At 72.7% G+C, this 14,684-nt stretch carries 9 protein-coding genes; 3 read left to right on the forward strand and 6 right to left on the reverse strand.

Going from position 1 to position 14,684, the window contains the following annotated elements; translation table 11 throughout:
• Positions 1-3: 3 nt before the first annotated feature.
• Positions 4-891, reverse strand: coding sequence for a phosphatase PAP2 family protein (locus ACFY29_RS05520; protein ID WP_386983664.1), 888 nt, complete (start codon positions 889-891; stop codon positions 4-6).
• A 186-nt stretch (positions 892-1,077) separates the two neighbouring features.
• On the opposite strand from ACFY29_RS05520, the gene ACFY29_RS05525 reads away from it, so the two are divergent.
• Positions 1,078-1,710 (forward strand): DUF3159 domain-containing protein, encoded by a 633-nt coding sequence (locus tag ACFY29_RS05525; RefSeq protein ID WP_386984644.1) that lies wholly within the window; start codon positions 1,078-1,080, stop codon positions 1,708-1,710.
• A 315-nt stretch (positions 1,711-2,025) separates the two neighbouring features.
• On the opposite strand, the gene ACFY29_RS05530 is transcribed toward ACFY29_RS05525, so the two are convergent.
• Positions 2,026-4,926, reverse strand: coding sequence for a glycoside hydrolase family 48 protein (locus tag ACFY29_RS05530; RefSeq protein WP_386983666.1), 2,901 nt, complete (start codon positions 4,924-4,926; stop codon positions 2,026-2,028).
• A gap of 840 nt (positions 4,927-5,766) precedes the next feature.
• Here ACFY29_RS05530 and ACFY29_RS05535 point away from each other — a divergent pair.
• Complete coding sequence (locus ACFY29_RS05535; RefSeq protein WP_386983668.1) at positions 5,767-7,110, forward strand: GH1 family beta-glucosidase; 1,344 nt, start codon at positions 5,767-5,769, stop codon at positions 7,108-7,110.
• 76 nt (positions 7,111-7,186) lie between these two features.
• Here the strand turns inward: ACFY29_RS05535 and ACFY29_RS05540 are convergent, their stop codons facing one another.
• The 3 genes from ACFY29_RS05540 to ACFY29_RS05550 form a co-directional block, all read right to left on the reverse strand.
• Complete coding sequence (locus tag ACFY29_RS05540; RefSeq protein WP_328418611.1) at positions 7,187-7,600, reverse strand: roadblock/LC7 domain-containing protein; 414 nt, start codon at positions 7,598-7,600, stop codon at positions 7,187-7,189.
• A gap of 5 nt (positions 7,601-7,605) precedes the next feature.
• Positions 7,606-10,137: a nitrate- and nitrite sensing domain-containing protein gene (locus ACFY29_RS05545; protein WP_386983670.1), complete on the reverse strand. Its 2,532-nt coding sequence runs from the start codon at positions 10,135-10,137 to the stop codon at positions 7,606-7,608.
• A gap of 99 nt (positions 10,138-10,236) precedes the next feature.
• Complete coding sequence (locus ACFY29_RS05550) at positions 10,237-11,649, reverse strand: FGGY family carbohydrate kinase (protein WP_386983672.1); 1,413 nt, start codon at positions 11,647-11,649, stop codon at positions 10,237-10,239.
• Positions 11,650-11,912: 263 nt separating this feature from the next.
• Between ACFY29_RS05550 and ACFY29_RS05555 the strand changes: the two genes are divergently transcribed.
• Positions 11,913-13,835 carry an anthranilate synthase family protein gene (locus ACFY29_RS05555; RefSeq protein WP_386983674.1) on the forward strand — a complete coding sequence of 641 codons (1,923 nt, stop codon included), beginning with the start codon at positions 11,913-11,915 and terminating at the stop codon, positions 13,833-13,835.
• A gap of 85 nt (positions 13,836-13,920) precedes the next feature.
• On the opposite strand, the gene wrbA is transcribed toward ACFY29_RS05555, so the two are convergent.
• Positions 13,921-14,538, reverse strand: a complete 618-nt coding sequence (wrbA, locus tag ACFY29_RS05560; RefSeq protein ID WP_386983676.1) for an NAD(P)H:quinone oxidoreductase — start codon at positions 14,536-14,538, stop codon at positions 13,921-13,923.
• Between the last annotated feature and the right edge of the window lie 146 nt (positions 14,539-14,684).

Below are 14,684 nucleotides of genomic sequence, written 5' to 3' on the forward strand. Positions count from 1 at the left end.
CGCTCAGCCCTTGACCCGGGGCACCAGCCGGTGCACGACGGTGAGCACCAACGCCATCACCACGGCCATCGTGCCGGCGATGCCGGCGGCGCTGCCGGCGTACCCGGCGAAGAGCGGCCGGCGGGCCAGCTCGTCCGGGCCGGTGCCGCGCAGGTCGACGAGCCAGGACAGGGCCAGCCCGCAGGCGATCAGGGCGATCGCACCGGCCGCCCCGAGCAGCAGCGCGGCGAGTCGGTGCGCGTCACCGTGGGCGACCTCGGCCTGCTCCCGCTGGGTGATCAGCAGGAGCAGCCCGGCCAGCGCCGCCCAGACGCCCACCACCAGGTATGCGGCGACCGCGTCGCTGGGTCGGTGCCAGCCAGCGGAGAGGGTGGCCACCCCGGCGACGGCGGCGTAGCCGGCAGCGAGGAAGGCACCAACGGCCCGCACCTTGGGCGGCAGCACGAGCACCAGCGCGACCGCCACCGACGCGGCCACCGTGGTGTGGCCGCTGGGCAGGCTGTTTCCCACCGCCGCACGTTCCGGGTCGAGGCCGTAGTCCGGCCGGCTCAGCCCGTACTTGAGCAGTTGGGTGGAGACGTTCGCCCCGGCGATCAGCAGGGTGGCGGTGATGGCCAGGGCGATCCGCCCCCGGATGAGGGCGATGAACCCGATCATCGCGGTGGCGGCCAGCAGGGAGACCACCGACATCGCGTTGAGGAGCTTGTCCACCGGGCCGTCGATGCGATCCTGGCCGATCCGGTTGCCGGTCAGCGCGACGGTGTCGATCCACTGGCCGATCTCGGTGTGCACGGCCACCCGCCAGACGGCGACGAAGACGACCGTCTGGACAAGGGCCAGCGCGACCAACCAGACCGCCGTCCAACCCCTTGCCGTCGCCCGCATTCGCACACCGTAGCGGCCGGTGTCGGCCGACCGGCCGGTGGCCCACCGACGGCCGGCGGCTAGGTTGGGACGGATGGCGAGGAGGTGGCGGTGGGCGGCACACCGGAACGGGACGCCGGCCAGGCCGCGCCCGACGCGGACAGGCGGACTGGGGTCGACGCGGACCCTGACGGGCCGGCTCGGGCCGAGTCGTTGGCGGACCTGCTGGGCGGCCGGCGCGGCGCCATCGATGCCACCCTTCCGCCGCTGGCGTTCGCGGCGGGCTGGCTGCTCGGCGGCGAGTCGCTGGGAGCAGGGGTCGGCGCGGCGGTGGCCGTCGGCGCCGTGGTGGCCGGCGTACGGCTGCGTCGGGGTGACCGGCCGCGCTCGGTGCTGATCGGGTTGCTCGCCGTCTGCGTCGCGGCGTTGATCGCGGTGCGTACCGGCCGGGCCGAGAACTTCTTTCTGATCCAGGTGCTCTCCAACGCCGCCAGCGCGCTGGCCTGGACGGTCAGCATCGTGGTGCGGTGGCCGCTGCTCGGGGTGCTGGTCGGTGCCGTGTTGGGCCAGCGGGCGCGGTGGCGGCGCGACCCGGCGCTGCTGCGCGGGTACGGCCGGGCCAGTTGGGTGTGGACGGCAACCTACCTGCTGCGGTTGGCGGTGTTCGTGCCGCTGTTCCTGAGTGGACAGGTGCTCGCGTTGGTGGTGGCCCGGGTCGCGCTGACCTGGCCGCTGGTCGCGTCGGCGCTGGCGCTGAGCTGGGTGGTGCTGCGCCGGTCCCTGCCGGCCGGGCACCCGGGGTTGCGTCACCCGGTCACCGGGGAGTCTGCCGCGCCGTCCGTCTGAGCGGACCCGGCAGGGGCGCTGGTGGGTAAAAAGTGGAGAGGCCGCCACGGGGGGAGCGGCCTCTCCGGTGACGTACGTTACTCCGTCGCGGTCTCCGGCGTGATCCCGTGACGGCCCGAATTTCTGGGCTTTTTCGCGGCACACTCCAGTCCGGGCGGTGGGGCGGGCCGGCCGATCCGCTGCGTTGGCCGGATGGCCGGCCCACCCCGGCCTGACCGTGGGAGTCAGGCCACTCGCCGGCCGGGTCCCGTCGTTCCCCCGGACCCGGCCGGACCCCCGGGATGGGCGGGCACGCCACCCACCCCGGGGGCGCGGTCAGCCGTTCGGGAACAGGTTGCCGTAGTCGGCGTACGCCATGGCGACGTCGGCCTGGGCCCAGAAGCGGTGGTAGTTGAAGCTGGGTTCCGCACCACCGTTCAGGTACGCCTGCACTTTGGGCCAGTCCGGGTCGTTCTTGTAGAACGACCGGATGTCGACGAAGCTCTTGCCGGCGGCGATGGCGTCACCGTTGGGCATCGTCCCGGTCCAGCCCGGCGGGACGTAGAGGCCCTGCCCGCTGGCCGCGTCGTAGGTGTCGTCGAAGCGCCGGTAGTCGCCGCGCTTCTCGGTGGTGGAGACACCCTTGGCGTCGCTGGCGCCGTGGAGCGCGTCGAGCAAACCCTTGGCGGTGTCCTTGGCCGCCACGTTGCCCGACTTGGCCGCGTACGCGATCAGGGTCCGGGCGTAGGCGGCGGCGACGCCGACGTCCTGGCCCTTGACGGTGACCTCGACGTGCAGGTTGGTGTTGGGCTGCGGGCTGGCCGGGTTCCAGGTGGTCGGCTGGCCCGTCCACCTCATGTCCGACGGGATCGACCAGTTGGCGCCAACGGTGGTGTTGGCGATCGCCCAGGGCACCCACTTGTCGAGCAGCGCCTTGGCCTTGGTGTTGCCGGTCTGCAGGTACAGCTCGGCGATCCGCTGCATGGACCAGGCCTGCATGCCGAACCACTGGTTGGACGGCGGGTCGTTGTAGACCGGGTCGACGTCGTAGTACATGCCGTAGAAGGTGCTGGTGCCGGCCGGGGGCTGGCCGTAGTTGCCGCCCCAGCTGTTGGTCGCGCCGCCGGCGATGCCACCCTCCGCGGACTGCAGCCAGGTGTAGAACTCCAACTGCCGCTCGAAGCTCTTGGTCCAGTCGGCGGCCGCGGTCGGCGACTGCGGCTTGAGCTCCGGGGTGTTGGTGAGCGCCCAGGCCGCGAACGGGTTCTGGTAGCCGAAGTGGTTGTGGCTCGAGCCGATTCGCCAGGACCAGTTCTGGTTGGTCTCGTACGCTCCGCCCCAGGCGTAGTACCAGGACATCAGGTAGTGCGCCGAGTCCTTGCCGCTGCCGGCCGCGCAGGCACTCGCCCCGACGCAGTTGCCGATCTTCTTGAAGTACTTGTCGAACATGGCGTACCGCAGGTAGTCGCCCATCTTGGCCGCCTTCGCCACGGTGGCCGCGACGTCGGCCTGCTTGCCCTGCGCCTTGGCCCAGGTCAGTGCCCAGTACGCCGCCTGCACGGCGCGGGCGTCGGCGTCCGGGGCGTTGGTGTACTTCCACTGCTTGGCCGGGGCCGCCGACTCCTTGATGAACAGATCCAGGTAGCCGTACTGGCCGCCGGCGGTGAACGTGTCGCAGGACGGCTGGGGAACGGTCTCCCAGACCGACTCCTGGGTGCCCCGCTGGAACGTGTTGATGTACGCCGGGCGGGTGGTCTTGTCGCCGCAGCGGCCGAAGCCGTACGTGTTGTCCACGTCGATCAGCCAGTGCATGCCGTAGATGTCACCGGTGCCGTAGGTGGACTGGAGTTCGCCGCGCAGCGGGTCCTGACCGACCGACACCGACGGTTCCAACTGCGAGGGGTACTGGCTGGGCAGGTCATGCTCGGCGGCATACTGCGGCGTCCCGGCTGCGCCAGCGGTGGGCTGGTCTGAATGATTCGGAATTATATATTTTTCCATCACCGTCCAGGCGTTGTTGAACGGTGCCCAGTTCTGCGTGACGCGGCCGTACTGGGCCTCCAGCCAGAGCCAGAAGCTGAACGCCTCCGACGTGGTCTCGTGCCCGTGGTCGGGCGCCTCGACGATCAGCGTCTCCACCGAGTGGTACGGCACCCCCTCAGGGCTGAAGTAGCCCGAGTTCTTGATCTTGCCGTACTGGTCGAGGAAGCGGGTGACGTACGTGTTGTCGCCGCCGGGGGTGTCGTTGTCCGCCTCGGTGGCGGTGATGGCGAGGGGCGCGTAGCCGGTCGCCGAGGCGGTGACGGTGACGGTGCCACCGGCGGTGTCGGCGTCCTCGGCCGCGGCGACGGTGACCGTGGCCCCGGTGTTCCAGTTGCTCGGGGTGAGGTTGACCGTGGCGGGCGTGACGGTGATGTCGGCGTCGCCGGTGCGGGTCAGGCTGACCGGCACGGTGGCGGTCGGGGCGGCACTGAGCTTGAGGTTGACCGTGGAGCTGCCGCCCTCGGCGACGGTGACCGCGGACGGGGTGGCGATCAGCGTCGGCCCGGAGGCCGCGGCCACGGTGAAGGACTTCTCGGCGGTGGCGCTGAGGTTGGCGTTGTCGTACGCCTTGGCCTGCACGGTGTAGGCGCCCGCCGGCAGGTCTTCGAGGGTGTAGCCGTACGGGGCGGTGGTGTCGGTGTTGACGAGCAGGCCGTTGCGGTAGAACTCGACCTTGCTGATGGTGCCGTCCGGGTCGGTGGCGGTGGCGGTCAGCGGCACGTCGGCCGGGGCCTCGAACGGGCCGGCCGGCACGGTGAGCCCGACGGTCGGCGGCTGCTGTGCGGCGCCGCCGCAGGTGACCCCGTTGACAGCGAACGAGGTGGGTTTGGCGTTGGTGCCGGTGTAGGAGCCGTTGAAGCCGATGTTGGCGGTGGCGCCGGTACCGAGGTTGCCGTTCCACGACTCGTTGGTGGCGGTGACCTGGTTGCCGGTCTGACTCCATCGTGCCGACCAGCCCTGGGTGACCCGCTGGTTGCCGGGGAAGGCGAACGTCAGCGTCCAGCCGGTGACCGGGTCACCGAGGTTCTTGATCGTCACGTTGGCGCTGAAGCCGGTGCTCCAGTCGTTGGTCGCGTAGACCACGTCGCAGGCCGGTGCGGCCTGCGCGGCGCCGGCAGGCAGGGTCACCCCGCCGACGGCGAGCGCGGCGGCGGCGATGATCGCCACTCGACGGCGTCGTGCCAGATGTCTCATGAGCGCGGTGTCTCCTCGGACCAGGCCGGGGTTGGTCCCCGGCGGGGCGCCTGCCCGCGAAGGTGGTGGTGCGCGGGGGATTCGAGGCGCCGGGAAGGTGGTCGCCCCGGGCCCGGCCGGGGATCGGCGGTTGCGGCCCGCGCGGGAAGGGGGTCCCGCCGGCTGCGGTCGGGTGTCCGTGACCGGAAGTGGTGCTACCGGCTGCCCTCGGCGGACCCGCGCCACGCGATCTGGCTCCTGTCGCGTTGAATCGACAGTCTGCCATGGAAGCGCTCCCACAACAAGCGCGCGGCAGGCCGATTCAGAGCCTTGTTTCGATCTCGTTTTGGGTCTTTCACAAAGGCGTGACGGGCGTTACAGTCGCAGCATCGTCGATGGGAGCGCTTCCATCGACAAGGTTCCAACTAGAAGATCACCGGGACCGTCTCTGACGGGCCCGGTGAACCAGCCCGAGGGCCGACGACGGGCCAGCCCGGACGCCGTCGTCAGCCATCGTCCCGCCACACGGAGGGAGGTGGAACCAGAGCCACTCGCGTGGCCCGGCTCCCGCGCGACACGCACGGCAGGACCCAAATTCCGCCCGTGTGTGCAGTTACGGTGGGGACGGGGGTTGCCCTCCCCCGTCCCCACACTAAACCCCCGTACACGATGGGAAAAGAGGCCGACGGGACAGGCGCGCCGCGCCGCCCGGTCGGCCTCGCTCGCTGTCCGGGGCCCGCATCGCCCTCAACCCGCCACTACCGGCCGACACGACGGCCGGCTGACCGGGCTCGCCGCCCCTGACCTATCATGGGAGCGCTCCCGAATCTCGGCGGTGGCCCCGTATCCACGAGGAGAATCATGTCGATACCTACCGGGCCCGCCGGCCCGCTGCTCTTTCCCCGCGACTTCGGCTGGGGCGCGGCCACCTCCGCGTACCAGATCGAGGGCGCCGCAAAGGAGGACGGCCGCGGTGAGTCGATCTGGGACACCTTCAGCCGCACCCCCGGGCGCACCCGCAACGGCGACACCGGCGACGTCGCCGCCGACCACTATCACCGGTACGCCGAGGACCTCGACCTGATGCGCGACCTCGGGCTACGCAGCTACCGCTTCTCTATCTCCTGGCCACGGATCCAGCCCGACGGCACCGGCGCGCCCAACCAGCGCGGGCTCGACTTCTACCGCCGCCTCCTCGACGGCCTGCACGAGCGCGACATCGCGCCGATGGCCACCCTGTTCCACTGGGACCTGCCGCAGGCCCTGCAGGACGCCGGCGGCTGGGAATCGCGGGACACCGCCCACCGCTTCGCCGACTACGCCGACGCGGTGTTCCGCGCCCTCGGCGACCGGGTGCCGGCCTGGCTCACCATCAACGAGCCCAAGACCGTGGTGCAGAACGGCTACCTCAGCGGCCACCACGCTCCCGGCCGGCAGGACCCGGACGCCGCCTACCTGGTCGCCCACCACCTGCAGCTCGCCCACGGGCTCGCGGTCCGCGCGCTGCGCGCCGCCGGCGGCACCGGCCGGATCGGCCCGGCACTCAACCTGCACCCCTGCTACCCCGCCGACGACTCGCCGGAGGCGGCCACGGCCACCCGCCTCTACGACGGCTACGAGAACCGCCTCTACCTCGACTCCCTGCTCAAGGGCAGCTACCCGGAGGACGTGCTGGCCGACCTCGGCCCACAGAGCCGGATGGTCCGCGGCATCCGCGACGGCGACCTGGCGGTCATCTCCTCGCCGGTCGACCTGCTGGCGGTGCAGTACTACACGCCGATCTACGTCACCGCCGACGGCCGCACCGAGCAGCGCTGGCCGACCTCCGAGGCCGAGTGGCAGCAGATCTACCCCGACGGGATGTACGACATCCTGACCCGGGTCACCCGCGACTACGGCCCGATCCCGCTCACCGTAACCGAAAACGGGCTGCCCACCCCGGACGCCCTGGCCGCGGACGGCACCATCGACGACCCCGGCCGGATCAGCTTCCTGCGCAACCACCTAGCCGCCGCCCACCGGGCCATCGCCGACGGTGTGCCGCTGGAGAGCTTCCACGTCTGGTCGCTGCTGGACAACTTCGAATGGGCCGAGGGGTACGACCAGCGGTGGGGACTGGTCTACGTGGACTACCCGACCCAGCGGCGGGTGCTCAAGCGCAGCGCCCACTGGTACCGGTCGGTCATCGCCGACGGCGGCCTCTGAACGGGCCGCCCGGACGGCCGGGCCCGGACGGCTCGGCTCCGTTGAGCCGGTGACCGTCCGGGGCACGGCCGGACCATCAGCGAGGCAGCGCCTGCTGCAACTCCGCCCGCAGCGCCGGGGTGAGCATCTCCCCCGCCTGCTTGGCCAGCCGGGCCATCTCGTAGCCCACCACGCCGATGTCCGCGTCCCCGGCGGCCAGCGTGGCCAGGATCGACCCGTCCCGCACCTGCATCACCAGAAAGTAGCCCCGGCCCATCTCGACCACCGTCTGCTTGACGACGTCATTGTCGAACATCTGGGCCGCGCCCGCGGTGATGCTCATCAGGCCGGAGGTCACCGCGGCGAGCTTGTCCGCGTGGTCCCGGGGCAGGTTGTCGGAGAGCGCCACCAGCAGCCCGTCGGAGGAGACCACCACGGCGTGCGCCACACCCGGCACCCGCTCCGCGAACGCGCTCACCAGCCAGCTCAGGTCCCGTGCCTCCTGGCTCAACGTCGTCACTGTCGTCGTCCCCCTTCGTCGTGCCCCCCGAAGGGTGGCACGGGTATCTCGGTGGTGTCCTCGGCCTCAGCACGCCGTACCCCGCTGTAGAGCCGGGAAAGCATGCCACCGACCGCCTCCGGGTCCAGATCGTCGCGCGCCGGCGCCGATTCCGGCCGGGCCGGGCGGGTGACCGCGGAGAGCTGTGCCATCGGTACCCGCATCGGCAGGCCCCGCTCGTTCGTACCGGCGGTCACCGGGATGGCCGGCGGCACGACCGGCCCCGGCCCCGCCGGCCCGACCGGACCCTCCGGGGACCACCAGCCGCCGCCGTTACCCGACCGCGCCGGGGCGAGCACGTCCCCGGCCCGGACCGACCCCTGGCGGGGCACGGCGATCCCCGGCGGGCGGCCTGCCACGGGCAGATCCAGTGGCGCCACGGCCGGCCCTGGCACGCCCGCCGCCCGGGTGGCCCCGGGCACCCGCTGCGCACCCATGCCCCGAGCCGCGCTCGTGGCCAACATCCGGGCTGGCGCCGGCGGATCCAACTCCACCGCCCCCGCCGGGGCCAGCAACGCGGCAGGCAGCACGAGCCGGGCGACGAGACCATCCTCGCCGCCGTCCAACCGCACCCGCACACCGAGCCGGGCGGCCAGGTGGCTGACCACGAACAGACCCATCCGCTCGACCGCCGCGACGTCCGCAGCCGGCGGGCTGGCCAGCACCACGTTCGCCTCAGCCAACGCAGTCGGGCTCATGCCCAGGCCACGGTCGGCGATCTCGATCAGCGCGGACGCGGCCTCGACCCGGGCGGTCACCACCACGACCGTGTCCGGCCGGGAGAAGGCGGTGGCGTTCTCCAGCAACTCGGCCAGCATGTGCACGAGCTCACCGACGGCGTGCCCGACCACGTGCACGTTGCCCACCGACTCGAGGCGGACACGCTGGTACTGCTCGATCTCGGCGGCGGCGGCCAGCAGCACCGCGCCGAGGCCCACCGGCCGGTTCCACCGGCGGGTGGACTCAGTGCCGGCCAGCACCAGCAGGCTCTCGTCGTTGCGGCGCATCCGGGCGGCCAGGTGGTCGAGCTTGAACAGGTTCTCCAGCTGGTCCGGGTCGCTCTCCTCGCGTTCCAGATCGTCCAGCAGCTCCAGTTGGCGCTCCACCAGCACCTGACTGCGCCGGGCCAGGTTGACGAACATCGCGTTGACGTTGCGGCGCATCAGCGCCTGCTCGACGGCGACGGTGACCGCGCTGCGGTGCACCGCGACGAACGCCTCGGCCAGCTCGCCGATCTCGTCGAGCGAGCGGACCACCGCCGGCGGGACCTCGATGCCGGGCACCCCGCCGGTGACGGTCCGCAGCCGGTCCAGCGCGTCCGGCAGCTCGATCTGCGCGATCCGCAGCGCCTGGCTGCGCAGCAGCCGCATCGACCGGGCGACCGACCGCCCGACGAGCAGCGAGATCAGCAGGGCGACCAGCAGCACCGCGACGATCCCGCCGACCACCAGCAGGGTGGCGCGCAGCTGGCCGGTGCTGGCGTCGTCGGCCTGTCGCACGGCGTCGTCCAGCACCCCCGCCTCGACCTGCCGCAGCAGCTCCTGGCGTTGCTGGCTGGCCGCCCACCACTGCTCGGAGGGCAGCACCTCGGGCGGTGCGTCACCGGCCGGCAGGCTGCGCTCCTCCAACCGGGTGGCGACCAGGAACAGCGGATCCACCGAGCTCTCGTCGTACCGGCGGATCTGGTCGCTGGTGGCGGCCACCCGGAACGCGCCGAGCGCGGTCAGTTGCTGGGCGCGCAGGTCGGTGAGCAGCACCCGGTCCTCGGTGCCGTACCGGCCGGCGCGCGCGGCGGCGTAGAGCTGGGCCCGAACCCGCGAGGAGAGCTCCTTGACCCGGGCCAGCTGGACGTAGCGCAGCACCGCGTCGCTCAACGCCGGCCGCTCCTGACCCGGCGTCGGCTCCGCGAGCAGGTCGAGCAGCACGTCGACGGCCCGGTGGTAGTTGCTCAGGATGGTGTCGTTGCTGAGCACCGCCGGCGGGATCGCCGGCCGGATGTCCACCACCTGGTCGTACGCCTCCAGCACCTCGGAGAAGGCGACCCGCCAGGAGGCGTCGGCGTCGGCCAGCGGCTCGGCCGCCCGCCGGAGGTCCACAATGGCCCGGTCGGTGGCCGACTGCAGAGGCTTCAGGGCCGCAGCCGAGGTCTCCCGGTCGCCACCGCGGCGCAGCTCCCCCAGCTCCCCCGCGGAGCGGTCCCGCTCCTGCTGGAGCTGGTGCACCACCGCGGTGATCTGCCGGCCGATGCCCACCTGACGGGCGAAGTCGTTCAACGCCGTGGTCCGCCCCACCAGCGCGCTGGTCTGCACGCCGGCGAGCACCAGGAACGCCACCGACGGCACCACCAGAACGGTGGCCAGCTTGGTGCTCATCCGCCAGTCGCGCAGCCGGAACGGCGAGCGGCGCCGGTGGGGAACAACCCGGACATCGAAGCGACGCCGGCGATGGTTCGACACCGCGCCGTTCCCCGGGTCGGAACCTGCCGCCACCCTGCCTCCTCCGTCCTGCCGCGTCCACCGCGGTCCGGGGAGCGCAGTCCATCCAACCAGGCTCGGGAGCGCTGTCAACGGTCCGAACGTGGCGGCGGTTCAGGAAGGATACTGCGGGTGCGGAGGTGGTGTCGTGGTCGGTAAGACCAGCTCGTCCGTCCGGCCGATGTCGGCGAGCTCCACCGCGTCACCGTAACGGCCCAGCGCCACCAACGCGGCGCCGGTGGCACCGATCTCCGGATTGCGTTGGTGCGACACCGGTCGCGGCGCGAGCGCCGTCGCGAACGACTGCCGCCACCACACCGACGCGGCCACCGCGCCACCGCCCAGCACCACCTCGACCGGTCGGTCGATCGTGGACTCCAGCTCCGCGAGGTCGTGGGCGACCAGCTCGCACAGGCCCTGCATCAGCCCGGCCAGGATGTCCACCGCCGTGGTGCCGAAGCTGAGCCCACGCAGCTCGCCCGTGCCCGCCGGGGCCAGCCCGGGCGCCCGGTCGCCGCCGAAGCGGGGGTCGGCCGGCCGGCCACCGCCCGCCGGCACCAGCGCCAGCGCCGCGTCCAGTTCAGCGCCCTGGGGCAACCGCAACTCCCGGTCGGCCCAGGCGAACAGGTTGCCGCCACTGGAGTACGCCGCGCCGGTCACCACGTGGTCGTGGTCGACCCGGTAGCGCCAGAGCCGTTCGGGCAACCGGGGCAACGGCTCGCCGGCCGGGATCCGCTGCATCAGCCGTACGGCCGCGGAGGTTCCGACGGTCACCGCGGCCCGGCTCGGGTCCACGCAGCCCGAGCCGACGTTCGAGGCCCCGCCGTCGCCCACCGGCGGCGACCACCGGGCCTCGGCCAGCTGCGGCCAGCGGCGGGCGCGGTCGGCCCGTAGCCGGCCATGCCATTCCAGCTCGCCCAGGGGCGGCAGCTCCTGCGGTCGCGCCCCGGCCAGCGTCAGCGCCTCGTCGTCCCAGCGCAGGCTGCCCAGGTCCAGCAGGCCGGTCCCGGAGGCCTGGGACACCGACATGGGTGCCCCTACGAGCAGCTCTCCCAGCACGTACTCGGGCAGGCCGACGAACCGGGCGATCGGGCTGCCGGACTGCTCGCGCAGCCAGGGCAGCCGCACCGTCCAGTAGTTGCGGTGCCACCAGCAGCCGGTGCGCTGGTGGAAGTCGTCCGGGTCGGCTGGGCCGGGCGCACCGTCGCGCGGCGTCGGCCGGGTGTCCAGCCAGGTGAGCACCGGACCCAGCGGGGTGCCGTCGCGGTCCAGCGGGAGCACCGAGTGCCACTGCGCCGAGACCGCGACCAGATCGACGTCGTGCAGGTGCCCCGCGGCGGCCAGCTCGTCGAGGCACTCGATCAGGGAGGCGAGATAGTCGGGACCGGAGAGCGTGCCGGTGCCGTTGTCGCCGATGGCGAGGTTGACCTTCCGCCGGGCCAGGGCGCCGGGCATCGGTTGGGTGTCCCCGTCCAGCACCAGCCCGCGTACCGAGGAGGTGCCCAGATCGAGCGCGAGAATGTTCATCGCCGGTCAAGTTACCCGCTGTCGACCGTGCCGGAACGTCGGTCGGGCCGGGCGCCACCGGGACGCGCCATCGGGTTCCGGGCCCGGCGGCGGGCGCGTAGGGTGGATCGCATGCTCGCGCATCTGACCTGCTGGTGGCCCGCCGACCCGGCGGCCACCCCCCGCGCGTAGCTCCATCCACGCGGCCGCCATCGAGGCGGCCGCCGGATCTCCCGGCCCGGATGGCCGCCCCACTGGCGGCGCCCGGCCCCACGGAGAACCCGATGACCCACCTGACCGACCTGCTCGCCGCCGTTGCGCGCGGCGTCGACCCAGGCCCCTTCGCGCTGCTGCGCCGCGAGGGCGCCGACGAGCTGGAGCTGTTCACCGGCCCGGTCGACACCGTCGACCGGCTGGCGGACATCCCGCTGCAGCCGGGCGCGCCCGGGGCGCGGACGCTGGCCCTGGTGCCGTACCGGCAGATCACCGAGCGCGGTTTCGCCTGCCGCGACGACGGATACCCGCTGGAGTGCCTCCAGGTCCGCGAGCACCGACGGATCGCCCTGGCCGACGCGCTGGCCGCGCTGCCCGACGAGCCGGTGCGCGCCGTCGACGCCGCGTTCGACGTCACCGACGAGGAGTACGCGCAGACCGTGCAGCGGGTGCTGGCCGAGGAGATCGGTCGCGGCGAGGGTGCCAACTTCGTCATCCACCGCACCCTGCACGCCACCGTGCAGGGCCCGCCGCTGGTGGCCGCGCTGGCCGCGCTGCGCCGGCTGCTGGTCGCCGAACGTGGAGCGTACTGGACGTTCGTGGTGCACACCGGGACTCGGACGCTGGTCGGCGCCAGCCCGGAGCGGCACGTCAGCGTCGACGACGGGCTGGTGATGATGAACCCGATCAGCGGCACCTTCCGGCCCGTCGGCGGCACGCCGGACCGGGCGGCGCTGCTGCGCTTCCTCGCCGACCCCAAGGAGGTCGAGGAGCTGTACATGGTGCTCGACGAGGAGCTGAAGATGATGGCCACCGTCGCGGAGCACGGCGGTCAGGTGATCGGCCCGTACCTCAAGGAGATGTCGCACCTGGCACACACCGAGTACCTGCTCGCCGGTCGGGGCACCCGCGACGTGCGGGAGGTGCTGCGGGAGACGATGTTCGCCCCCACCGTGACCGGCAGCCCGATGGAGAACGCATGCCGGGTGATCGCCCGGCACGAGCGCGTCGGCCGGGGCTACTACGCGGGCGTGCTGGCCCTGCTCGGTCACGACGAGGCAGGCCGGCAGACGCTGGACGCGCCGATCCTGATCCGTACCGCCGAGATCTCCCCCACCGGCCGGCTGCGGGTGCCGGTGGGCGCCACCCTCGTCCGGCACTCGACGGCGGCCGGCGAGGTGGCCGAGACGCACGCCAAGGCGGCCGGGGTGCTGGCCGCGCTCGGCCTCGGCCCGGCGGCACCCGCCGGCGACGGCGGGCCGGTCGCGCGGCTGGCCGACGACCCGGCGGTACGCGAGGCGCTGGCCGCGCGCAACGCGCCGCTGGCGCAGTTCTGGCTGGACCAGCGAGCGCCGGACGCGCCAGGGCTGCCCGGGTTGATCGGCCGCCGGGCGCTGATCGTGGACGCCGAGGACACCTTCACCGGCATGCTGGCCCACCAGCTGGGCGCGTTGGGTCTCGCGGTCACGCTGCGGCCGTGGCACGCCAGCGGCCCGGTCGACGCCTATGACCTGGTGGTGGCCGGGCCCGGACCGGGCGACCCGGGCAGCAAGGACGAGCCGAAGATGGTGGCGCTGCGCGGGCTGCTGACCGGGCTGCTGGCGAGCGGTCGCCCGACCCTCGCGGTCTGTCTCGGCCATCAGGTGCTGGCCGGGCTGCTGGGGCTGCCCCTCCACCGGCGCAAGGCCCCCTACCAGGGGTTGCAACGGGAGGTGCCGCTGTTCGGCCACCCCCGTCGGGTGGGCTTCTACTCCACGTTCACCGCCCGCGCCGAGGTGGACCGGCTGGACACCGCGTACGGGCCGGTGGAGCTGGCCCGGGACGTGCGCGACGGCGCCGTGCACGCGCTGCGCGGGCGCGCCTTCGCCGGGGTGCAGTTCCACCCCGAGTCGGTGCTCAGCCCGGACGGGCTCGCCGTGCTGACCGAACTGCTGGGCGACCTGCTGCCGGCCCCGCGCCCGGACGAGCTGTCGGCGGCAGGCGGACGGGCATAGTCACCACGCCCGAGGGGTACGGCTGGATCGACCGGTGGTCGGACGGGATCGAGAGCCCCTGCCCGGCCACCGGTCACCGGTCGGCTCAGCCGGCCAGGCCCTTCTTCAGCGCGGTGCCGATCTGTACCGCCCGTCGGGCGGTGAGCGCGGCGGCGCCCAGCGCCACGGCATCCGGGGGGATCTCCCCGTTGTTGCTGGTGTGCGAGGCGCCGTACGGGTTGCCGGCGATGAACTGGCTGGTGTCGGTGTAGGCGGGGGTCACCACGACTCCACCCCAGTGGTAGAAGACCGTGAAGAGCGAGGTCAGGGTGGTCTCCTGCCCGCCGTGCGCGGTCGACGTCGAGGTGAACGCGGAGTAGACCTTGTTGACCAGCGCGCCCTGGGCCCACAGCGGGCCGGTCGTGTCGATGAACTGCTTCAACTGGGCGGCGATCATGCCGTACCGGGTCGGCGCGCCGAAGATCACCACGTCGGCCCAGGACAGGTCGTCGACCATCGCCTCGGGCACATCCTGGGTCTCCAGGCGGTGTGCCTGCCACCCGGAGTTGGAGCGGACCGCCTCGTCCGGCGCCAGCTCACGCACCTTGCGCAGGCGCACCTCGGCGCCGGCATCCCCGGCGGCCTCGCACACGGCCTGCGCCATCTGGTACGTGATGCCGGTGGCGCTGTAGTAGATCACCGCTACCTTGGTCTGGGCAGCCATCAGATGTTCCCCTTCTCGTCAGAGTCAGCTCCGGCGACTACCCGTTGCCCGCACCGTCAAACGGCAGCCCGCGCGCGCTGCCCCGCCGATCGGCGGCCGCATCCTCAAGTTTTCCGCAAGTTCCGGGGCGTTCCGACCCTCGGGTG

The sequence above is a fragment of the Micromonospora sp. NPDC000668 genome, assembly GCF_042897975.1.
GTDB lineage: Bacteria > Actinomycetota > Actinomycetes > Mycobacteriales > Micromonosporaceae > Micromonospora.